The sequence below is a fragment of the Azospirillum oryzae genome (genome assembly GCF_900177515.1).
GTDB classification, from domain to species: domain Bacteria; phylum Pseudomonadota; class Alphaproteobacteria; order Azospirillales; family Azospirillaceae; genus Azospirillum; species Azospirillum oryzae_A.
This window is the reverse complement of sequence record NZ_FXAK01000003.1, coordinates 22,596-43,820: the sequence shown is the minus strand read 5'-3', so window position 1 is coordinate 43,820 and position 21,225 is coordinate 22,596. Positions and strand designations below refer to the sequence as shown.

The following is a 21,225-nucleotide window of genomic DNA, read 5'->3' as shown; positions in this document are numbered from 1 at the left end:
GTCAGCGCCCCTTTTTTGCTTTTTCGATTTGAAACTCGACCACAGTCCCGTGTGCGGTCATCTGTGCGAGGTTCGGGCATTCTTTGCCGGCACACAGCATGGACACCTGCCATCGGATCGACGGATCCAGAACCTGCAGCCGTTGCACAGCGGCCCTGAATGCGGCCAGCTTTTCAGCGTTGCCGACCGCTACCGTCAGTTCGGCGCCAGACGGCTTGACCGTCACGTCCGGGTAAGCCGCCGACAGCGCCGCCACCACGTCGGAAATCTGTTTCGGATCCGGCGGCCGCCGCTGCACCACCGGCAGCGGAACATCCGCCGCAACCGCCGCCCGCCGCCAGTCCTGAATCTCCTTGGCCATGTGCTGGACCGCCAGCAGCGCCGCGGCCACACTCCCCGTAGCGCCGATCGCCGCGGCGGCCACGACGATGTGCGAGGCCGGCGCCGCCTGCCGCCACACGTCCCACAGTCGCGAACGGTCCCAAAAAGCTGGCGCGTTCAAAGCCAGCCGCAGCCGATGCCGCATCTCAGCGAGAGACTGCATAGACGCCTCCATCGGCATGCACCGTGTCGGAGCGCCCGCCCATCGCCTCGATGGCGTCAGCCGTAACCGTCTTCGGGAAGCTCGCGCGCCAGGTTGCCGGCCCCCCCTTCGTCACCTTGAAGCTCAGCAGATCGCCACCAAGCTGCAGCACCGACCGGTCGACGTCATCGAAGCGGCCCAGCTGCGCGGCAATGTCGTTTGTCGCCAATGTCCGGGCATCGCTGACCACCGCCAGGGCCCGCTTGGTCGCAGCCTCCGTTGAGGCCGAGGCCAACAGCCCCACGCCGGCCGACACGACCCCACACACCGTCACCACTGCCAGCGACGCAGCCATGATCCCGACTGCGCGTCGCACGATCAGCCCACCGACCGCGCGCACGAACTGTTCCTCCGCCAGCGACTGAACCACCCAAGGCGTCACCGTTCCGGAGTGCTCACCGTCAAGCGTTTGGATGCTGACCCCGTATTTCTCCACGGCTCTCGCGACACCGCTTGGCGGGCCGGTGAACAATTTCGGATCGCCATCGGCCGGGATCACGAGCACCGTTTGCCGCGCAGCCGTACCGAACCCATAGGCGACCGTCCCCTCTAGCGTGCCGGACGGAAGCACCGACGCGAACGGGCACCAGGACGCCGGCGGAAGGTCGCTCACCGGCGCCGCCAGCACATAGAGGTACCCGGCCGCGTAGCTGGCCACATACGCCACGCGTTCCGTGCCGCATTTTCCGCAGGCATTTTCCCAGGCCGTGCGCTCGTTCAGCCCCTCCGGTGATTCGATCCGAAGCACCTTCAGGCTTTCCGGCACCTCCGGCCGGAGCCCCAACATGTCCCCTTGCATCTTCACCGCCGTTTCGTCATGTGCCGCACAGCCTCTTGGCTGGCGGTAAGCTGCAGGCTCAGCAGCCACGCGATCCCGCCCAGCGCGACCGCGACCAGAACCCCGAAAAGGCTCAGCCCAAGCACCAGCGTTCGCCGTCGCGTCGTCTTGGCTTTTTCGGCGCGTTGCTCCGCGATCCGCTCGCACGCGGCCGCTATGTCTGCCATTTGCCGGGCTTGCCCAATCTGCGCCCGCTCGCCACCGTCAAGCGGCGCCCGTGCGAATGCACGCGCCGGCTCGACCACATCGAGCGCCGCGTGCACGCTGTCCCAATAGGCTTGCACCGCCGGAACTTGCGAAACATCCCGCGCGAACTGGACCGTGTGTCCGACCGCCTCGCCGGCGCGCAGCAGGCGCGCGGCAACCGCCATGGAGAGCGACAGGGCGTCATGCTGCACCGACGCCCGCAGCCCAGGCACGGCCTGGACAATCCGCGCCGACCAATGGTTCCGCCGACCCCGGAATGCGAAGCGCACCAGCACCAGGACGCCCCCGATCACGGTCACCGACGTCATGAGCACGAACGCCGTGTCCATGATCGTCCGCACTGTCGCCAATCCGAAATCGAAGCGCGCGCGCAAGGCCGCATCATCCGTCCGGATCCCGCTCATCATCAAACCCGGCAGATAATTGGACCGTACGAACGAAACGCCGCTGAAGAGAGCCGACCATTCGGAGGCAAGGCCGACCAGGAACGCCCGCGTGGCACGCGCACGCGACCGTTTGGCCCGCACTTGCTCGACCGCCTGCGCCACAGCTTCATCCAGCTGGCCCGCCTTTTCGCCGGCGCCGATGATCGTCAAGGTCGCTTCGTCGTAGAGTTCGAGCGCGCGCAGCGCCTGGACGAAGTTCGCGCCAGCATCAAGCGCCGTTTTCGCCGGCGCCAGGACCGCCATTTTCCACGGGTCCGTCTCGCGCCGGATCAAGTCCGCGAGCGCCTGTTGCGCCGGCACTGCGAAACTCTGTTGAGCCACCGACCGCAGCAGGCTTTCGCTGAAGGCGTTGACCCGCCAGAATGCCGACCAGCTGCGGACTGTGCGCGTTTGCACCCGAAGCACGTCACGGCCGGATCGCACAACCCGCTCCCGAGCATCCTGTGCATCGATCGCCCACACGTTTTCCAGCCGCGGCTTAGACCCGTCGCGGCCGCGCGACGTGACCGAAAAGATCTGCATCGGTCACCTCACCGCCATGAGATCGGCGGCAGTCTCGACGCACAGCAGACCTTCAGCCAATAACTGCCCGACCCGCTCGACCCGCGGGGTAAACTTCACGCCGTCAGACAGTGGGATTTCGTCATACCGCTGCTCTTGAATCAGCTGGATGATCTTCTGCTTAAATTCCGGCTCGCGCGGCAGGATCATCGTCTCGGCCGCCAGGGCACGACCGCTGACTCCTGTATGACGGCAGTATCGGCACCCCGTCTTCGATTGCCGGAATACAGGCGTTGCCCGCTTCAGCTTCAGCCGTTGAAGATCGACCGACGCAAAGTGCTTATGCACCGGGCCGGCATCCTCGCGGCACACATGGCAGACCGTCCGGACCAAGCGCTGATTGACGACAACGCGCAAATGCTCGCCAACAATCGCGTGCGCGACCCGTTGGTTGTCCTGTCCAAGCCGCTCGATGTAGCGCTGAACCGTCTGCGGCGCGTCGCCGGCATGCAAGGTCAGATAGGTCAGGTGACCGCTGTCGACGGCTTGTGCGGAGGCGTCACCGTCCTCTTCCGTCAACACTTCCTGGACGACCAACACATCCGGCGCACGGCGCAGCGCGCCGGCGATATGGTCCGCTACTTTGCGCCCTTCGCGACCTTTCGCGTCCTCCGCCAGCACATACGGCACCAGATATTCGGGCGGCCGCGAGATTTCGATGATTTTGCGGCGCACGCGATCATAAGCACCTTCGATCGACGCCAGCGACGTTGTTTTCCCCTGCGCCGTTGGCCCCGATATGATGACCAAGCCCGACGCCTTCACCGGCGCCTGGATCAACGCCAGCAACGCCTCGCCAACATCCGGCATGTGCCGGGTCAGCACGCGAAAGCGCGGAACCTTCGCCAAATCCAGAAGACGAACCGAGACTTCTTCACCATCGGGCTCGACCGGACCAGTACCAACACGAGCGTCAATCAAACGGCCTTGCCAGGAAATCGAGAGACGACCACTTTGGATGCGCTCGCGAACCGAATAATCCTGACACTTCGCCTGCCGCTTCACCAACGACACGAGCGCGCCCATCGTCACCGAAGGAAGATTGTGCCGAAGGTCACGTTCGCCATTCACATGGAACGCGATCCAGTTCTTCGTCGTCTCCGGCAAAAACATGAAATCAATATCGGACGCGCCCAGGTCCAGCGCTTCCGTCCAAACATCTTCCAACAGCTGCAGAAGGGCGTCCCCGCCATTTTCAGGATCCCGCGCGAAATGGGCGGCAAGCTCACCAATCCGTTCAGGAGAAGGCGGCCGGAAGGAGGAAAGCGCTTCCTCGACGTCCTGCTGCGCCAATGTCTCGACCGTGACGCTTTCGACCTCGAAGCCGGCCGCCTGAACCGCATAGCTCAGATTATCGACCGCGGCCGGATCATGGTCCGCCGTTGCTCCGACCACGAGCACACCGTTTGTCAATTCCGAGGGAATAAGCGAATGCTCGCCAAAGGCCGAGTACGGCACCATGGAGCGCAGCGTCTCGCCCGAGGCATTGCGCCGGCCGCGGGGATCTTCGTCCATCATGCTCAGAAACAGGTTCTGGCTCATGACGGCCTGGTGCGAGATTTCGCGCCCTTCAGCTGCGGCGGCCGCCACCTCGACCGCTGCCACCCGCTCGAATCCCTGGACCGTCTTTTGATCGATCCCGCTCATTTGCCCAGCCCCTTCCGAGAGCCGAACATTCCGAGGGTCAGCACCAGCTTTTCCCCGCCGCCTTCCAGCGTCAGAGCGTTCCGGCCGACGCTGGCCTTCCAGACCCGGCCGCCAAGCATCACCTCACCCGCCTCGACACTTCGCGTGCCGGTGCCGTCATCGACCAGTCGACGCGCCCCCTGAACGCCGACGAGGCGCAGCCCGCCAGTAGCAGCCGGCTTTGCCGGCGCCCCACCGCCCGGCGCTATCCCGCCCGGCGAAGCGCCTCCATACATCACGCTTTCAGGAACCGGCGGCAGATTGACGACGTTTGCCCCGTCCTCACCTTCGCCCGCGCCTTGCCCGGAAACCGGCACCACCAGCTGCCGGGACGGTCCGCTGTGAACCACCAGGAGATCGGCTCCGACATTGCCCGTTACCGCCGGCGGCGCATAGCTCACCACGACCATGCAGCTTTGGCCGGGCTTCAGCCCGGTCAACTCGCTGCATCCATCCTCCACCACGCGCATGCCCGCTTGCTCGCCACCAATGAGGCGAACCTTGGCCACCGCCAACGAGGTATCGGAGCGATTCGACAGAGCCACCACGCGTTCCGCCGGCAGAGAGGCGAACCGCAGTTCCTTCGACCCAGGCTCCAAATCCTTCGGTTCAGGCCCTGCCGTCGACAGGCGAGCAGCGCTATCGACCACCTCGCCTTTCAGGTTGACCGCGCCAATCCCGGTATCGTGCTGCAGCGCGACCGACGCCCGCAGCACACCCCGGCGCGTCCCCACCACCTCGATCTTCAATGCGCAGCTGGCGCCCGGCCCTATGTCCCGATCCGAGCATTCGTCCGACACCACCTTGACCCGCGTGTCCGCGTCGGAGGTCACTTCCGTCCGACGAACACGCACCGGCCGACCGCCTGTGTTCTTCCAGACCGTCAGCGCATGCTCCGCCCGGTCCTGTTCGACCTTGCCCAACTCCACCACGCGCTCCACCGGATCGAGCACACCCGGCGCGACAACCGGCCCAGCCGCAGCCGCGCCCGCCGCCGTTCGAGGCGGCTGTGCAGCCAGAGAACTGCTGCGGCCGTCCGCCTGTGCGAGCACCAGATCGCCGGCCGGCACCGGAAGACGATCAACCCACCGTCCGCCTTCCGCCACCTGGACCGGCCGCTTTTGCTCGCCACGCGACGCCGCCTTGTCCGGAGCCGTCGCCGACCGACGCCCCGACGCCGTGCGTCGCGGCGTCAGCTTCTCCGGTTCGCCCTTGCCAGGGGCCCGACGCTGTTCGACCGGCGGTTCAGGCATCGGCGGCATGACCGGAGCGCTCGACGCTCCGGTTTCCTCGAACCGCACGACGCGCGGACGCATCAAAATCACGAGTTCGCTTTGCTCCGCCGCCTTTCCCGCCAGCAACGGCGCAAACACGCCCCAATCCCCGTCAGGCAGACCTTCGGCCGTGCCCTCCGTCCGCTTCTTGCGGATCCCGGCCAGCAGCAACGCTTGTCCCGGCCGCATCATCGCGTAGCTCGACAGGTACCGATCCGAAGTGATCGGATTTTGGATGACCGTTGTGCCGGTGGTGATGTTCTCGACGTTCTGTAGATCCACAATGTCCAAAAGCACGTCGGCATGAACAACACCGCCGTAATACTGCGGCTTAACCGTTAGGTTCATTCCCAGCGTATAGCTTTCCGTCGATACCGTGTTGTTGGCGACGTTGTTGATCGTCAGCCCGCTGCTGGAAGTGTTCCCGCTGGTCGGGAATCCAACTTGCGTGATGAAGCGCCGCCGTCCACCGTTGGTGAAACTGGCCGGCGTGCCACTCAGCGCCGTCAGTTCCGGTGTCTGGACATTCGCAACAACGCCCTCTTTTGCCAGGAAAGCCAACAGCACGCCTGCGGTCAGCCGGCTGCCGTCGTAAATCCCCGAAGCACTGACGGACGGGGACAAAAGACCGCCAGCCGGCCCTCCACCCAGCGCAACGCGCAAGCCATCCCCAATCTTCGCTTGGAGAATATCCCAGCGAATACCCAGCTGATTGTTTGTGTTGAGGTTTACTTCCGCGATTGTCGTTTCCATCAGCACAAGCACGTTGTTGCGCTTGACTTGTTCGAAATACGTCGCAGCCTCTGCCGCCTGATCCAGTGTCGCCCGGTACACGATGGTACGCCCGGCGCTATCGACCTTCACATTGCCGTCGCCGAGGATGCTTTTCAGCGCGCCCTCCATGCCGGCATAGCTCACTGTCCCCATGGAGCGCGGGGATCCAGCACCGCCGGACCCCCCGGCCGACCCGCTCGACCCCGTGTCCGATCCGGACGAGCGCCCGCCGCCATTCGTCACGGTCGCCGGCACCGGAGGCAATTCCACGACGAAGGTCGCATGCTGTGACACCTCGACCCGACGTCCGTCCGCCGACGCCGAGCACCACGCGCGGCCCGCCGTGCACAACGCCATCACCTGTTCGGCAACTGGTCCGGCAGGCAGTGCCACGGTCACAGGACTGCTGGCCAGTTCGTCCCCTGTGAACACCAGCCCGACGCCCGACCCTTCCAACGCAGTCTGCAGCGCCGCGCCGAGGGGAGCACCCGACAGCATCAACGCCGGCATCCGCTTTGCCGGCAGCGCTTCCAAGCCGCCACTCCGCCGCGGCCGGAACGCGCCGGCTGGCACCGGCACGGTCAGCACCGGTTCGTCCTTCGTAAGCCGGCTGTCGAGCCGTTCCTCTGCTCCCGGCACAGACGGATCCGGCGGCCGCGTCGGAAGTTCGAATGACGGCCGGTTAGCATCGGTTACAGGCGAGCAGCCCACAGCGACGGCGGCCGCCGTTGCGACCAGCACCCAACGGAAGCGTTTCATGGATTCCCTACTTTCTGTTGAGCGACAAATGCGCTCTCACACAGCGATGGCCGCACGCGTGCACCCGACGCGCGCGCCAACTGACGCAATCGCCCGCAGACCCCCAGCACCCTCTGGCCATACAGCCGGGCAACGTCGGTTCGCTGCCATGCGTTGTATCGTCCGATGCGTACTGCTATCTCCGGATGGTCTGTTTGCAGCCCCTCGTTCAGCACGCGGGCGCCTAAACGCAAATTTTTTAAGGGATCGAATAGATCAACTGCGTGCTCTACTTGGCGCCCGTGGTCTTTCAAGCTGATCTGCATGAGGCCGATCGCGACGTTTCGTCCGTTCCTCATCTCACGATCAAGTATGCGGATCGCTTCCTCTCGGCCCGACGGCTGGAAGGATTGACTGGCGGTCGCAATCGCAAAAGGTGACGGTGCTATTCCACCCTCTTTCCCTTTGCGGGACTCAACCAAGGCCACGGCGTAGAGCAGGTAGGGGTCCAACCCGTATTCGGCCGCGACTTTCGACCACGCGGAACGCCCCAGGTCGAATGCCATAGCGGGCTTTCCGACCTCGATGCTTCCACTCAGCACCGCAACGGCAAGAGCCATACCGATGCGTGTCCGCTTCCCACAGACGCAGCTTGACTTGTGGCTACGCCCGTTAAGCATTGCTTACCCTCAGAAACGACGATTAGTAGGCGGACAATAGCGACTAATCGACAAAATAGCTAGAAGATCGCTCGAATGTGGTACCTCTCACGACCGCATACGGGGGTATGCGTCCATCCGCGTGCGCAGGTATCGTTAACCTTTCGTTTACGTCGCAAGGGGTGCCGCTGGCATGCCGGCGTCCTCCTTCGTCGCCCCCCTATTCCTGCCTGGACACACTTTTCCGGCCGGCGAAGCACGCACCGCCGCACCCGCCCGGAACCCTGAGTCGGCGGCTATCCCCGAATCATTCAGCCATTCAGTTCGAGGCTTAACCAAACCCTGCTAACGGGTCGCCAAGTAAGCGTAGATTAGTCTACCGAAAGTTCGCGATATTGACGGCGTTTGTTGTCTTTACGGCGACTGTTCGGCGGGCTTGTAAACTGTTTTGCACTTCTCTACGCACGGCGCTTAGACTTTCGTCAGCCGTCAGCGGAGGAAGCAGGAACTTGCGAGTGGGAATCAAAAGGGGCCGAACCATTGGCCCGGCCCCTCGACTTAGGGTATCACCCTCACCGCCATCGCCTCGCCAGGCTGTGCGGCACCATCACTATACCTTCACTGCAACCAACCCCACAATCATCCTCCGCAAATACGCTAGCGGGGGGTTGTGGGGGGGCGGCAATGAGCCCCCCCAACTCTTGCGCCGCATCGCGGCGCATCGCTCGGTGAGCGCGCGTCAGCGCGCTGGACGTGCTGCCCCATGGCGTCGCTCATGACGCAGCGCCGGCGCGCACGACAGGCCGACTACATGCGGGCCAAACGCGACCGGCTGAAGCAGGAGGGGCGCAAGGGCGTAATCGTCTACCTGACGGTCGACCAGCTGGCGCGTCTCGATGCCTATGTGGAGCAGATCGGCGCGGCCAGCCGCACCGAGGCGATGGAGTCCCTGATCGAGCAGCTACCGGATCCCGCGCCCCAGGCGGATCCGTGACCGCCCCTCGACCGCCACGGCGGCAATACCACAAGACGCCGCGCGCGCAACGTGCGACTGTCCGTAGCCCCCTCGCGAACTGCGGGTGGTTGGAGCAGAATGTGCATACCCCGTTATGATGCCATAGGCCGTTTCGGGAATGCGCGTAGACTAATTGTTGCTTGCTTGCAAAATGTTGTGCAGATTGCGGGCATTGCGACACAACACAGGAGAATCGAACAACCAGAAACCGCATAGCCGAAACCGACCATAAACGCCAGTAGCCCCGCCGAGATTGATCCCGGCAGGGCGAGCCAGATAACCCGGCTAACTGGACGAGAGAGATAAAGTAACGGTGTCTGACTTGTCGCAGAGCGGACACTAGCGTCTCTCCGTCTTCGTTGCAAGAGGTTTTCGGCAACGCCCCTGCATGTCTTGGCGTCGGCGCAGACCCCGACGGAGAGTTATATGCACGCTGCTGCAAATGCAGAAGCCGTGAAAGGGCACGCCGCGCGCGCGCCCGGCTTTAATCATGTGGCCACAATTGCCGCTCGCTTTGATGGCACCGACCGATGCAGTGCTGAAATCGTCCGTTTGATTCTATTCGCGACCGCCTGTCTTACCTACCTTGACGAGAGCGGCGAGATTGATACCTCGCGCACCCTCTCCACCAAGGCCCAACTTCTTCTTGCCGTCCTTGCCGAGCATGTGCACAGCGACAAGTGGCAGACAGGCAAAGCCTATGCGTGGGTCAGCAACGACTATCTGTGCATGCGCCTTGCAACCGAAGCGCGATGCGTTCGCCGGTTACTGGCCGAGCTAGAGACGGCCGGCTACATCGTCCGCCGCTACAACGGCAGGAACCAGCGCCTCGACCGCCAGGGGATCGACCTGCGCCCGTTCGGCGCGCGCCTGGACGACATTGAGGCAGCCGTCGCGCGTCAGGAGGAAATGCTGGATCTGCAGCGGGCTGAGCGCCATGCCGAGCGCATGGATAGTATTGATCTATCCCCAGCTTTTTTCGAAGAAAGCACCTGCATGGAGGACTCAGGAGTCCTCCATAACAACAATCTACAAAGCGCCGGTTCTAAAGAACCTGTAGAAATATTGCCTTCGGACCTATCAAGTTGCAAGGTGCGTGCCAGCGACAAGGCTAAAGCTGCGGAAATGTTCGATCTGATCGTTGTTGCCAGCCCAACATTCCGCCGCCACTTAGACCCGGCTGACCAGCGCTTGCCAACGCCCAGCAGCATCAGTGCCGCGGCAATCCAGATCCTTGCGAAGCACTTCAGGAATCTGCGTTCGGATCTCTGGCCGATTGCCGTGCAGACGCACGGCTTCGCCGTGGCGGCCGCTGTGCTGGCGGCCGCGATCGACAAGGCCGGCGTGAAGGATCGAACCCGATATCTCGCCTCGATGCTAGGACGCCGCGACATCGGCGCCACGATCACGCTCAGTCTGAAATCCATGGTCCGCACAGCCGGCAGCGCCTAGGAGGTTCCATGTCAGCCCTCTACACCCTTGTCGTCGTCTTTCTCGCCTTCGGTCCCGCCGGCGAGCCGCAGATGCACGTCGAACGCTTTCCGGAACCGTCCATGGACCGTTGCCGGAAGGCTGCCCAGGAGCTTGAGCAGATGGGCATTCCGAGCGGCGCCTTGATCGTGAGGACGCGATGCATCGAAAGCTAGGGCGTCTTGCAGCCGCCGCGACGCTGGCGCTTTGCGCCATCGCCGCCGATGTGCGGGCCGCGACCGTGTGTGACCTTGCCGCCCAGGTGGCGGCCAGCGTGCTGCCGATCCCGCGCGATTTGCTGGTGTCGGTTGCCCAGGTCGAGAGTTCCCGGCAGCCGTGGGTGCTGAACATCGACGGCCGCGACAGCCGGCACGCGACCCGACAGGAGGCCGCCGCAGCCATGCGTCGCGCTATGGATGCCGGCGCCTCGAACATCGACGCCGGTTGTTGGCAGATCAGCAGCCGTTGGCATGGCCGCGCGTTCCGTCATCCCGACGATATGCTCGACCCGTTGCGCAATGCGCTCTATGCGTCGCTGTACCTTCTGGATCTGCGCCAGGAGTCCGGGAACTGGACATTGGCCGTTCAGCGCTACCATTCGCGGGATCCGGCGCGCGGTGACGCCTACGCCGGCAGGGTTGCCGACGTGCTGTCACGCGTCGTCGGCGCACGACAGGCCCAAGGACGAGCAGCACCGAACCAGTGAGGACCGCATGCCGAAGCGTCTCACCAGGGTCGACTACCTGAGCGGCGTCGAACTGGAACGGTACCTTGGCCGAGAAGCCGGTGTTCGCCCGTCGGCGGCCGACATCGCCGCCCAGCTGCCCACCCTGGACCAGCGCACCCCGCAGTCACAGACCCTCGTTCGCAAGATGGCCGCAAGGTGGATTGCCAGCGGCCTCGCCATCGAGGCGCCCGGCCCCCGTGGCGGAGCAGGGTGGGCACTCTCGCCGGCCGGCGCCGCGCTGATCGCCCAGGCGCTGGTGTGGAAGTCACCCGCTACGGTCAGGGCTGAGGCGCGCGCCGCCGCGGCGGCCGCGCGAAGGACAGCCGCGGAGGTCGACTATCACGCCATCCTTCGGCGGCTGGATAGAACGGAGCGGATCACGATCCGCGCGCTCACGATCCAGGAAGCGGCAACCATAGCCCGCCAGAGGCTACGGTTCACGTCCGAGCGGGTTGTTGCGGTATGGGAGGGGTCACGACACGAAAGTGCGCAGATTGTCCGGGATGTGGGAACACGGTGAGAACATGGATTTCGCTATCCCACAGGGCCGGCTTGTCATAACGCCCGGTCTCTGTTTTACGTCTGTAGGCGCAATGTCAAAATGTCAGTCCGACGCAACATAGAAGTGTCAGTCTTCCGTCGTGTTTTCGACGGCTGGGAGGCTGGCGATGGGCTGGATCACGATGAGCGAACGGGACTTGCAACGTGTCGAGGTTCTCGGCGAGGTGCTGAGCGGTCGCCGCGGGATCGGATCGGCGGCGTCGGTTCTGGGTTTGAGCGAGCGGCAGGTGTGGCGGCTTCTGGCGCGCTACAAGGCGGGTGGCGGCGGTGCTCTGGTTCACCGAGGTCGCGGCCTTCCGTCGAACCGGCGGCTTGGCGATGATGTGCGGGAGCAGGCGCTGGAGTTGGTTCGCAGCCGGTATGGCGATTTCGGCCCGACCTTGGCGGCGGAGATGCTGCGGGACAGGCATGGGCTGACGGTCTCGCGCGAGACGTTGCGCCAGTGGATGGCGGCGGCTGGTTTGTGGCTGTCGCGCCGGCAGCGCCGGCAGTTTCACCCTCCCCGGCTGCGCCGTGAGCGGTTCGGCGAGTTGATCCAGATCGACGGCAGCGAGCACCGCTGGTTCGAGGATCGCGCCGAACCCTGCACGCTTCTGGTGTTCATCGACGATGCGACGGGCCGGCTGATGCAGCTTCGTTTCGCCGTCTCGGAGAGCGCCTTTTCCTACTTCGAGGCGCTGGAAGGCTATCTGAACGCCCATGGCCGGCCGCTGGCCTTCTACTCGGACAAATACTCGGTGTTCCGGGTCTCGCAGCGCGAGGCGAAGGGCGGCCAGGGCATGACGCAGTTCGGCCGGGCCTTGGCGGAACTGAACATCGAGATCCTGTGTGCCAACTCCAGCCAGGCCAAGGGGCGGGTCGAGCGGGTGAACCGGACGCTGCAGGACCGGCTGGTGAAGGAGTTGCGGCTGGCTGGCGTCACCGGCATTGAGGCGGGCAACGCCTTCCTGCCCGGCTTCGTCGACCGCTTCAACGCCCGCTTTGCCCTGCCCCCTGCCCGGCCGGACGATCTGCACCGGCCGCTGACCATGGCGCCGGATCGGCTGCGCCAGGTTCTGTGCTGGCGCGAACAGCGCCATGTCGGGCAGCAGTTGACGCTGTCCTACGAACGCAAGCTGATCATGCTGGAGGAAACCGAGCTGACGCGGGGGCTGGTTGGCCAGTATGTCGACACCTACGCCTTCGCCGATGGCCGTCTGGAGGTGCGCTGGAAGGGTGTGGCACTGCCTTACCGGGCCTTCGACAAGGATCAGCGGGTCAGCCAGGCTGACATCGTGGAGAACAAGCGGCTGAGTGCGGTGCTGGCCCAGGTGAAAGAGATGCAGGAGAGCCGGCCGCCACCGCGGGTGAAGACCAACAGCGAGAAGAACGGCTACCGCAAAACAGGCCGGCGCAAGCGGGACAGCGGGCTTCCCGATGGCGTCTGCGCGGCTGATTGACCGCAGGCATTTGCCCTATCCGCAAAGCCCCGGTGCGGCCGGCATGTCTGGCAGCAGGATGATGGCTCGGCGATCGTCGCCGCCGTCAAGCCCTGCGCCTGCGGCGCACCGCACAGCGGCTCCGGGGCTTGACCGCGCCGCCGAGCCGAACCCGAAAGCATCCATGCCAGATATGCCGAAAAAGGCCGGCAATACCGCCAAGCTGAAGCCACCTCTCTGACATTCCTACTTTGCGCCAACCACTGACACTTCTAACCGGTCGCAACAACGTCCACGCGGCAGCGCTATCAGCCACCACGCCCATCACTGTCCAGAGAGTCGGTCCCCGCTCCGCACCTACGCTGTTGAGGCAGGTTGTCAGAACTGCCTGTTGGAGGTGGAATGGATTTCCTGGAGCGGATCGCGGCTTTGCGAGCAAAGGTCTGCGAGGTGCTGGAACGAAGGCGATGCCTTCTGGACCAAGCCGACCGACGCTTGCGCTCTGCCGATGAGACGTTGAATGCGTCTCGCCGCCGAATGAAGGGGAAGCCCCATGACCCAGACCGCGGCCTGCTTACGATGCCGCCTTGATGACCGTTTCGATCAACTGGTCGAGGATGGCCTTCAACTCATCCAATTGCGGCAGGTCGAGCGTCAGCAGGACGTATCCGCTGACGCTTTGAGCGTTCACTACGAAATCGACCTGGACGAAGAGGATGAATTCGTGGGGCGAACAGCCCTCTCCTCCGAACAGAATCTCGCGGCCGTTTCCGTTCAGCTGCTCCGGCAAAGAGATCAGGAAGCTCCGGTGCAGGCTGTTGGCGATCGAAGACAGCGCCCCGTTCAGGATGACGTTGCCGATTTCGTTGAGAGCCTCATACCGGAACGCGGGGATGTCGGCCGCGTCGCAGTCTTCGGGAAGGGCCGCCCGGACAAGCTCGAAGCTGTTCGCTTCGGGAAAGATCAGCAAGGCGCAGCCGGAAAACTCGCCCGTGAACCGCTCGCGGACGGCCACCAGCGGAACGACGCCCATACCGGGAAGACGTATGACGGCGGCTTCGCGGGTGACGACCATGACCTGGGGAACCGATAGGATGACCTCATCCTTCAGCATCTTGCTGAGCCGTGTGGCGGCATTGCCCATGGCGATGTTGATCACCTCGGTCAAAGCGTCGTGAGCAAGGCCACTGATCTTAGACTCTGTCATTTCAGCCTATCTAACTTCAGCCACGCTGAAGTCCATTATCCATTGCCCCGATCCTGCAGTCCAGCTGGGCTTACGGCCGCATCCGTGCCGGACCATGCCGGCGGGTGCGGTCCAGCTCCTGCTGGATGACCGCCGCCAACTCCTCGATCCGGTAGGGTTTGGACAGCACCGGCATCCCCTTCAGCCCGGCGTGGCTCTCGCTGTAGCCGGTCGTGAGCACCACCGCCAAGCCGGGGAGACGCTCCCTCGCCAGTCCTGCCAACGCAACCCCGTCGACCGTGCCGGGCATCACCACGTCGCTGAACAACAGGTCGATCGTCTCCCCGTCCTCCAGCCGTCGCAACGCCTCCTCACCGCTGGTGGCGCGGTCGACCTGATAGCCGAGATCCTCCAGCGCCGCCGTGACCACCGGCGCCACCATCGGGTCGTCCTCCACCAGCAGGATGCGGGCTCCACCCCCCTCAGCGACCACCGGCGGGTGATCCTTGACCCCGTCCGCCACGACCGCTTCCGCCCGCGGCAGCAGCAGCGCCACCGTGGTGCCGCCGCCCGGCACGCTCTCCACCGTAGCCGTGCCGCCCGACTGCCGACAGAAGCCGTAGACCTGCGACAGGCCGAGCCCGGTGCCCTGGCCGACCGCTTTGGTGGTGTAGAAGGGCTCGAACACCCGCCCGAGCGCCTCTGGCGCGATACCGTGGCCGTTGTCCCGCACCCACACCCGGACGAAGGAGCCGGACAGACCGTCCCCGCCCGTGCGCTCGGCGTTGCTGGCGCCAACCACCACCCGCCCCCCCGCCGCGATGGCGTCGCGGGCATTGGTGGCGAGGTTCAGAACGGCGAGCTCGAACTGCACCGGGTCGGCCATCACCGGCCACAGCCCGGGCTCCAGATCGAACTCGAGCTGGATATCGGCGCGCAGCGCTCGCTCGAGGAAGGCGCTCATGCCGAGCAGCCGGTCGCGCACGTCGAATGCTTCGGGCTGCAGGCTCTGGTGGCGCGAGAAGGCCATCAGCTGGCGGATCACGCGGGTGCCGCGGTCGACCGCCTGCCGCCCGGAATCGAGAATCTCCTGTACCCCGGCGACATGGCCGGCGCGCCGGCCCATCAGTTGCAGGCAACCCGACATGGCCTGCAACAGGTTGTTGAAATCATGCGCAATACCGCCGGTCAGCTGGCCCACCGCCTCCATCTTCTGCGCCTGGAACAGCGCTTGGCGCGCCTCCTCCAGTTCCTCTTGGGTGCGCCGGCGTTCGGTGATGTCGCGGGTGATCTTCGCGAAACCGATCAGCGTGCCGTTGTCGTCGCGGATCGGGTCGATGACGACGCTCGCCCAAAAGCGGCTGCCGTCCTTGCGGATGCGCCAGCCCTCGGCCTCGAACTTGCCCTCCGCCAAGGCGGTGGCAAGCGCCCGTTGCGGCACCCCGGCCTTCTGGTCGTCCGCGCTGTAGAAACGGGTGAAGGACTGCCCGATGATCTCGTCGGCGCTGTAGCCCTTGAACCGCTCCGCGCCGGAGTTCCAGCTGCTCACGATCCCATGCGGATCGAGCAGGTAAATGGCGTAATCCCGTACGCTTTCCACAAGCAACTGGAAGCGCCGCTCTCCGGAAATGAGTTCCGAAGCCGGTTCAGCCGGCAAAACCTCAACCACGGGCACACCCACATCACACACGACCAATGGGCGGAGTGTCGCGGGCGGACGAGTGCCGGGTCAATAACCCAATCCGAATAGTCGGGTATTCGCAAGGTGGCCATCATCCCGCCAACATGTGAAACAGCACGCGGCTGAGCCCGCTTAGTTTCCATTGTTATCAACGTGCTCCGGTGCCAATCGGCGTCAGAACCCCACGCCGATTCACAGGTAAGGGAGACATTTGACAGAAACCACCTTGGTGAAGAGCCATAGCAACTGGCCTGAGGCTCCAAACTTCCTTATGTCGGTTTTCTGTTCCATTGCTCCCGGAACCCCGCTTCCGCCTGTTGATTAGGAGGCTGTCCCGGGCGGCGGCCGGCGGAGGGCCTGCACCAGATCCCGCACGTCCTGCTCCGTGCGGCGTCTGCTTTGGATCCGATAGACGGTTTCCTCCGCTTCAATCCGGAGTTCTCTCCTACAGGCCACAAGAATGCCGTCGGGCGGGTGCCGGGCGGCAATGTGACAGGCTAGCGTTCTGGAAACGTACATCTGTCGGCGACGGCTTGGCGCCGATCAAGAGAAAGATTCTTCATATATACGTATATTGTTCGCGCAACGTTCCTGAAGATAATTAAGCTCTGATCCATTTAGTGTCTGAAAAATATGGATGATGTTGTTGCGCGAGATTGGCGGCAGCCCCTCCTTCTTCAGGTCAACTGTTGCAATGGTTAGGCTTTGAAGCAGATCACACCTCTATGAGTTCGACCAGCCGAATGAGACAGCCGGCAGCGTTGAGGGCATCGTCCTCGGTCCGGCCGTACCTGCGATCATCTCCGCCGATCAGCCTGATGATCTCCTCGCCCGCTATCTCGGTGAGCGGGGCAGCAGCAGCGAAAGCATGGATACCTCCTTCAGGACACGAAATAGCCCGCAGCCGGGGATGCTACGGGCCAGCGGCTGTGCTGATGTGATATTGCCAAGGTGGAGTGACCCTGCTCTCATTGACCGAGCAGGAGTGGAAAGATGCCTAGCGGAGAGAAACTAACGGTTACGGCCGTCAGAGCTGCGTTATCGAGCCACCTGATTTTATGGCTGATGTCTGCAGACTCGAAAACCGGTGCGTTGCGGACTGGCGAGCCCGCATGGATCCCCGAGATCTGTCGAGATAAAGGATTGGTGATCCCGGGCGATCAACCCGGCACATGGAAGCTCAGCCCACTGGGCTGTGATGTTTGGAAGCTACTGTGCCAGAGTCGCTCTCCTGGCGCGCAAGAAGCGGGTTTACGTCGGCAAAAGCGACAAAGGGCAGCATCGCATGTTGGAGTCGGCATCGCCTCAACGGGAGAGACCACGAGGACCGACAAGCCAACCGAAGACCAATCTGTGTCTGGTGAGGTCAATAAGCAGGCCCCGCAGCCGCCGGAAGTGCCGTCGATTGGCCAAGTCAATGAGCCAACCGGAAACGGAGCGAAGCGCTCCCAGCCAGAGAAGGCCGGTGATCGTGAGGGGCAGACGCGGGAACCAAGATACGACGAGGCGTGAAGGCCACATGGAAAGGTCCCTTACACCTCCATGAACTCGGCCAGCCGGTTGAGTCAACCGTCGGCGTTGAGTGCCTGATCGTCGGTGCGACCACGCTTCCAGGCGTCGCCCGAGATCAGGTCGCCGTAGAAGCACATCCGGGGGTTCTGTTGCAAAGTCTGACGTTGGTCGCGGAGAACCGCGGCATCAGCACTGTCATGTGGCGATCCCGAACAGGCCGACGATGAAGGTCGCGTGGGCCGGCATGTCGTTGACGGGGATGGCGGCAACCTGCCCTTTGCGCACCATGGCCAGAATCTCGTAGCCGGCGATCGTCCGGCGTGCGGTCTGGAAGCTTTTGAACCCGAGCCCTGGCCGCACCAGCCGTTTGATCCGCCGGTGGTCCTGTTCAACGATATTGTTCAGGTATTTCACTTGGCGTAGCTTGGCGAAGCGCCACAGCTCGCCGGCCTTCTTCATCGTCTTGGTCGCACTCGGGTAAGCCGCGTTCTTGTCCACGGTGAGGGTGCGCGGGTTCACAGTGTGCGCTTGCTTCAGCGCCTTGCGGAAGAAGCGCCGGGCGGTCGCGGCGTCGCGCTTGGCGCTGAGCAGGAAATCGATGTTCTGCCCACGTGCATCGACGGCGCGGTACAGGTACACCCACCGACCCTTCACCTTGAGGTACGTCTCATCGACCCGCCAGGAGCCGGTCGTCGTGCGCAGATGCGGTAGCAGCCGCTTGTCCAACTCCGGGGCGTAGGCCTGAATCCAGCGGAAGAGCGTCGTGTGATCGACCGCCACGCCGCGGTCGGCCAGCATCCGTTCCAGGTCGCGGTAGCTGATCGGGAACTGCAGGTACCAGCGCACCGCCCACAAGATCACCGCGGCCGTGAACTGCCGACCCTTGAATGGGTTCTTCTTGGACTTCATCACCCTGTCACCCAAGCCGCCGAAAAGCGCCGCGTTTTACCCGATATCTGGCCCGTCGAAAACGCTGCAACAGAACCGGGCCGGCCTCCTGAGCGGGGAACTGGCCCTTGCGACCGGGGGCGCCCTCTGCGGGGTGCCGGCGTGCGCAACGGGGCATCGCCTGACCTGTTACGGTAGAATGGACAACTCCTCTGACGACGAGCCGCTCCGGGCGGCGCAGGAGCGGGTGCGGCGGGCTGCCGAGGCGGTAGCGGACGCCTACGCGCGCTTGGCGCGCCATGACAGCGAGGCGGCGGCGGCGCGGCGGCGGCTGCGGGAGTTGCGGGCGTGGTGGGCGGCGCGGCGGGGGGCGGACGGCGACCGGCGCTGAGCGCGGTTGTATAAGTCCATGTTCCATAATCGCTGTTCGCCGCCCCGGTTGTACCCGGTCAAGCCCTTGATCCGCCGCACCTTCGCGCGGCGGTGGAAATTATGCGGCAGCCGTTGGGCCGCTTCCAGTCAACATCTTGTGGGTGGCCGCCTCGCAGCCAGCCCCCGGAGGTTGAAAATCGGCTTGACCGGGCTGGACCCGGCAAAGCAAACCTCGGTCAGTGCGGGTGCGCCTGCGTTCTCACCGTGTCCTCAGATCCCGGACAATCTGCGCACTTTCGTGTAGTGACCCCTGGGAGGCGGCGGCCGGCGACTTCGCGCCGGCGCTAGATCCAGACGGTTAGATGTTCTATATTCGTTCTTATGCCCGAGAGCAACAAACCGACCTTCGCGACGGCCTATGGACACTACTCGCTGGACTGGTGCCGCGAGCGTGGAATCAGGAACCTTGAGGTCTGGTGTATCGGAAACCCGCGCTGCGCCAACCGTTCGACGCTGCGCGTCGACGCGCTGATTTCCAAGGTCGGACCAGGAACCAGTTTGCTCAATGTTGCGCGCCGCATGCGTTGCACCCGGTGCCGGCGTCTTGGGTGCTTTGTGCAACCCGAACCGCCGCCGGCACCGGGCACACCGGACTATCGCGCTTGGGTCGCTGACGAACTTGGCCGTTGCCAAGCCTTCATTGTGCAAGTGCGAGAGTCCGGAATAACGCCCGCCATCGGCTTAGAAGGCGCTGGACAGGATCCTGTTGACGGAGCCGATCCACAGAGGCGTCGTCAAAAACAGCAGGACCGGCCACAGCTTCGTTAGGATATGAAACATCGTTGGTCTCCATAGGTGTCTCTGGCGCTTACGCCAGCGACACCCATTGTGGAGATCTGATTTTTTTCGCGCGCCCCCGATAGGTTGCCGAAAAACGCATCTTTCTCGGCATCGACCGGCGGCGCCGCGTTCACGCAGCGCGCGGCAGCGGCCGGAGGCAAGACGCCGGCGCGTGGCTGTTCACATCGCGGGCGTCCGGATCCTCGACCAGATCGACGCCGAAGCGCTCTTTCCACAGCTGGCGCGTGGTCGCCCAGGCGGCCCGGAAGTCAGGCGTCCCGAAGGCATCGCCGTCGTGGTCGATCGGTGCACCGAACAGCGCGATACAGTCCGCGCGATACTCCGCGGATCGCAGCATATGGGCGTGCCATGCCAGATCGGCCGCGCTTGGTGGGCATAGCGCCAGGTCCGGGTGCTGCTGGACCAGATCCAGGAACTGACGATAAAGCGTGACAGCTTCCGCCGCCGCCACTGGCGTCATGCCGTGCTTGGCCAAATCGCGTTCAACGCGCGCCAGGTTCAAATCAGCAATCTTCATAGCCAAGCATCCTCATTTGTTGGGGGCGAGCCCCGGCGATTGACGCAACCTGTCCGATGAGATGCGCGAGCGCCCTCTGACTGGTCACGCCGAAACTCAGGCCCAGGACCGCATAGATCCGGACCAGCTGTTTGCGTACCGTGGCATAGGCTCGACCGGTGGAAGCCGCGGCTTCAGCTGGACCGCCGGCGGTCACAATCGACAGAGCCACGTCGCACTGCCCAGGCGAAAGGCCGAGGGTGCCGAGCGCGTCGCGCACCACCGCCTCCACCGGCGCCGGCGGAGGAATCAGGATCACCGCATCGCCAACCGAAAGCCCGGCCCCAACCGACACCATTGTTGGATTGCTGGCAGAAGGCATACCGAGGAACCCGCCTCGCCCGTGGTCGGCCGCCGCCTGCACCAGTTCGCCGAGCCGAATATCGGCTGCCGCATCAAGCGCTACCAACCGGCCGTCCTGGACCGTGCAACCCAGCCCGCCGAGCAGAGCGAACCGGGCGGCCGCATTTGCCCAGCGCACCGACCGGTCGCGCCCGACAATGGCGACGCCGAGTGATAGCCGGTTCAGCAGGGCTTCGAACCGCTCCGTCTCATGTACCGTGTTCAACATCTCAAATACCGATCTTGGAGCCGTGCCGGCGACCCAGCCGCGCACGCGCAGCTGCGCCACGTCGACCCGGACTTGGGCCGTCCATCCGTCCGGAAGGGCGCGGTGATGACACTGCAGATCGACCGCGCTGCCTTCGACTTGATACCGCTTGCGGAAGTCCAGCACCGGGTTCGCACGGCGGCTGTTGACGATCATCGCAAGGTAATCCGCCGGCGGGACCACCAGCGACTCGGCCGTGCTCATGCCGGTATGGACGATGGACCAATAGAGATCCGGAAAGGTTGCGCCATCGGGAAAGCCGAAGAAGGGATAGCGTGAGCGAACGTTATCCGACACGAAACCAATCCGGTCATCCGGCATGAACAACATCGTCTCGCCGCCCAAAACGCGAGAAAGTTCAAGCAGTTCGCCGAACGCGGCGGGCGCTTCAGGCGGTAGATCGCGCAAAGTTATTTCCTTCGGTGGAGCGACTTATGTCCCGATGGATGTAAAAAAGCACCATTTGGTGTACGGTTCGAGCGAAAATTAACCGTCCGTTTCACGCAAAAAGAAGCGGAATACAGGGATATGCAACGCTTAGGAGGCTAAGGATTCGACATGTGAAGCGCTTGCTTATCAAGCGGTTTGGATGCCGTTCCTAA

The 21,225-nt window shown here is 63.9% G+C and carries 18 protein-coding genes; 7 read left to right on the top strand and 11 right to left on the bottom strand.

The genetic code is table 11. The features are described 5' to 3' along the window. Nucleotide 1: 1 nt before the first annotated feature. From B9N97_RS07115 to B9N97_RS07090, 6 genes are read right to left on the bottom strand one after another with little or no spacing between them, the layout of a single operon-like run. Complete coding sequence (locus B9N97_RS07115) at nt 2–544, bottom strand: hypothetical protein (RefSeq protein WP_143266472.1); 543 nt, start codon at nt 542–544, stop codon at nt 2–4. Beyond that, nucleotides 528–1,388 (bottom strand): hypothetical protein, encoded by an 861-nt coding sequence (locus B9N97_RS07110; protein WP_143266470.1) that lies wholly within the window; start codon nt 1,386–1,388, stop codon nt 528–530. Before B9N97_RS07110 ends, B9N97_RS07115 begins: the two co-directional genes overlap by 17 nt. Next, nucleotides 1,385–2,596 (bottom strand): type II secretion system F family protein, encoded by a 1,212-nt coding sequence (locus tag B9N97_RS07105; protein ID WP_085084833.1) that lies wholly within the window; start codon nt 2,594–2,596, stop codon nt 1,385–1,387. The genes B9N97_RS07110 and B9N97_RS07105 overlap by 4 nt, the downstream gene beginning before the upstream one ends. A 3-nt stretch (nt 2,597–2,599) precedes the next feature. After that, on the bottom strand, nt 2,600–4,282 hold the full coding sequence (locus tag B9N97_RS07100) for an ATPase, T2SS/T4P/T4SS family (RefSeq protein ID WP_085084831.1): 1,683 nt from the start codon (nt 4,280–4,282) through the stop codon (nt 2,600–2,602). Continuing rightward, a complete protein-coding gene (locus B9N97_RS07095) occupies nt 4,279–7,128 on the bottom strand; it encodes a type II secretion system protein GspD (RefSeq protein WP_085084829.1) in 2,850 nt (949 codons plus the stop codon). The genes B9N97_RS07100 and B9N97_RS07095 overlap by 4 nt, the downstream gene beginning before the upstream one ends. Next, nucleotides 7,125–7,673, bottom strand: coding sequence for a transglycosylase SLT domain-containing protein (locus B9N97_RS07090; RefSeq protein WP_167393223.1), 549 nt, complete (start codon nt 7,671–7,673; stop codon nt 7,125–7,127). Before B9N97_RS07090 ends, B9N97_RS07095 begins: the two co-directional genes overlap by 4 nt. An 856-nt stretch (nt 7,674–8,529) precedes the next feature. On the opposite strand from B9N97_RS07090, the gene B9N97_RS07085 reads away from it, so the two are divergent. The 6 genes from B9N97_RS07085 (at nt 8,530) to B9N97_RS07060 (ending at nt 12,978) form a co-directional block, all read left to right on the top strand. After that, nucleotides 8,530–8,760, top strand: coding sequence for a hypothetical protein (locus B9N97_RS07085; protein WP_085084825.1), 231 nt, complete (start codon nt 8,530–8,532; stop codon nt 8,758–8,760). A 447-nt stretch (nt 8,761–9,207) separates the two neighbouring features. Beyond that, nucleotides 9,208–10,233, top strand: coding sequence for a helix-turn-helix domain-containing protein (locus tag B9N97_RS07080; RefSeq protein WP_085084823.1), 1,026 nt, complete (start codon nt 9,208–9,210; stop codon nt 10,231–10,233). A gap of 8 nt (nt 10,234–10,241) precedes the next feature. Next, the gene (locus B9N97_RS07075; RefSeq protein ID WP_085084821.1) at nt 10,242–10,427 is read left to right on the top strand and encodes a hypothetical protein; all 186 of its coding nucleotides are present in this window, start codon (nt 10,242–10,244) and stop codon (nt 10,425–10,427) included. After that, on the top strand, nt 10,412–10,957 hold the full coding sequence (locus B9N97_RS07070) for a transglycosylase SLT domain-containing protein (RefSeq protein WP_085084819.1): 546 nt from the start codon (nt 10,412–10,414) through the stop codon (nt 10,955–10,957). The genes B9N97_RS07075 and B9N97_RS07070 overlap by 16 nt, the downstream gene beginning before the upstream one ends. A 7-nt stretch (nt 10,958–10,964) precedes the next feature. Next, nucleotides 10,965–11,498 carry a hypothetical protein gene (locus B9N97_RS07065; protein WP_085084817.1) on the top strand — a complete coding sequence of 178 codons (534 nt, stop codon included), beginning with the start codon at nt 10,965–10,967 and terminating at the stop codon, nt 11,496–11,498. A gap of 148 nt (nt 11,499–11,646) precedes the next feature. Beyond that, nucleotides 11,647–12,978 carry an ISNCY family transposase gene (locus B9N97_RS07060; RefSeq protein WP_085084815.1) on the top strand — a complete coding sequence of 444 codons (1,332 nt, stop codon included), beginning with the start codon at nt 11,647–11,649 and terminating at the stop codon, nt 12,976–12,978. 553 nt (nt 12,979–13,531) lie between these two features. On the opposite strand, the gene B9N97_RS07055 is transcribed toward B9N97_RS07060, so the two are convergent. The 3 genes from B9N97_RS07055 to B9N97_RS07045 form a co-directional block, all read right to left on the bottom strand. Beyond that, a complete protein-coding gene (locus B9N97_RS07055) occupies nt 13,532–14,125 on the bottom strand; it encodes a chemotaxis protein CheX (RefSeq protein ID WP_167393222.1) in 594 nt (197 codons plus the stop codon). 109 nt (nt 14,126–14,234) lie between these two features. Then, the gene (locus B9N97_RS07050) at nt 14,235–15,812 is read right to left on the bottom strand and encodes a PAS domain-containing sensor histidine kinase (RefSeq protein WP_208621171.1); all 1,578 of its coding nucleotides are present in this window, start codon (nt 15,810–15,812) and stop codon (nt 14,235–14,237) included. Nucleotides 15,813–17,531: 1,719 nt separating this feature from the next. After that, entirely contained in the window at nt 17,532–18,245 is a 714-nt protein-coding gene (locus B9N97_RS07045) for an IS6 family transposase (RefSeq protein WP_085084809.1), read from the bottom strand. A 178-nt stretch (nt 18,246–18,423) separates the two neighbouring features. On the opposite strand from B9N97_RS07045, the gene B9N97_RS07040 reads away from it, so the two are divergent. Continuing rightward, nucleotides 18,424–18,615 (top strand): hypothetical protein, encoded by a 192-nt coding sequence (locus tag B9N97_RS07040; RefSeq protein ID WP_085084807.1) that lies wholly within the window; start codon nt 18,424–18,426, stop codon nt 18,613–18,615. Between the two features lie 951 nt (nt 18,616–19,566). On the opposite strand, the gene B9N97_RS07035 is transcribed toward B9N97_RS07040, so the two are convergent. Both B9N97_RS07035 and B9N97_RS07030 read right to left on the bottom strand, forming a co-directional pair. Then, the gene (locus B9N97_RS07035) at nt 19,567–19,974 is read right to left on the bottom strand and encodes a glycine-rich domain-containing protein (RefSeq protein ID WP_143266469.1); all 408 of its coding nucleotides are present in this window, start codon (nt 19,972–19,974) and stop codon (nt 19,567–19,569) included. Then, entirely contained in the window at nt 19,961–21,031 is a 1,071-nt protein-coding gene (locus B9N97_RS07030) for a helix-turn-helix transcriptional regulator (RefSeq protein ID WP_143266467.1), read from the bottom strand. The genes B9N97_RS07035 and B9N97_RS07030 overlap by 14 nt, the downstream gene beginning before the upstream one ends. Between the last annotated feature and the right edge of the window lie 194 nt (nt 21,032–21,225).

What these genes read in the sequence shown, in the direction of transcription:
- B9N97_RS07095 (WP_085084829.1), bottom strand. Translation starts at nt 7,128, where the DNA reads ATGAAACGCTTCCGTTGGGTGCTGGTCGCAACGGCGGCCGCCGTCGCT.
- B9N97_RS07085 (WP_085084825.1), top strand. Translation starts at nt 8,530, where the DNA reads ATGGCGTCGCTCATGACGCAGCGCCGGCGCGCACGACAGGCCGACTAC.
- B9N97_RS07060 (WP_085084815.1), top strand. Translation starts at nt 11,647, where the DNA reads ATGGGCTGGATCACGATGAGCGAACGGGACTTGCAACGTGTCGAGGTT.
- B9N97_RS07045 (WP_085084809.1), bottom strand. Translation starts at nt 18,245, where the DNA reads ATGAAGTCCAAGAAGAACCCATTCAAGGGTCGGCAGTTCACGGCCGCG.
- B9N97_RS07035 (WP_143266469.1), bottom strand. Translation starts at nt 19,974, where the DNA reads ATGAAGATTGCTGATTTGAACCTGGCGCGCGTTGAACGCGATTTGGCC.
- B9N97_RS07080 (WP_085084823.1), top strand. Translation starts at nt 9,208, where the DNA reads ATGCACGCTGCTGCAAATGCAGAAGCCGTGAAAGGGCACGCCGCGCGC.
- B9N97_RS07075 (WP_085084821.1), top strand. Translation starts at nt 10,242, where the DNA reads ATGTCAGCCCTCTACACCCTTGTCGTCGTCTTTCTCGCCTTCGGTCCC.
- B9N97_RS07040 (WP_085084807.1), top strand. Translation starts at nt 18,424, where the DNA reads ATGGACAACTCCTCTGACGACGAGCCGCTCCGGGCGGCGCAGGAGCGG.
- B9N97_RS07105 (WP_085084833.1), bottom strand. Translation starts at nt 2,596, where the DNA reads ATGCAGATCTTTTCGGTCACGTCGCGCGGCCGCGACGGGTCTAAGCCG.
- B9N97_RS07065 (WP_085084817.1), top strand. Translation starts at nt 10,965, where the DNA reads ATGCCGAAGCGTCTCACCAGGGTCGACTACCTGAGCGGCGTCGAACTG.
- B9N97_RS07090 (WP_167393223.1), bottom strand. Translation starts at nt 7,673, where the DNA reads ATGGCATTCGACCTGGGGCGTTCCGCGTGGTCGAAAGTCGCGGCCGAA.
- B9N97_RS07100 (WP_085084831.1), bottom strand. Translation starts at nt 4,282, where the DNA reads ATGAGCGGGATCGATCAAAAGACGGTCCAGGGATTCGAGCGGGTGGCA.
- B9N97_RS07115 (WP_143266472.1), bottom strand. Translation starts at nt 544, where the DNA reads ATGCAGTCTCTCGCTGAGATGCGGCATCGGCTGCGGCTGGCTTTGAAC.
- B9N97_RS07070 (WP_085084819.1), top strand. Translation starts at nt 10,412, where the DNA reads ATGCATCGAAAGCTAGGGCGTCTTGCAGCCGCCGCGACGCTGGCGCTT.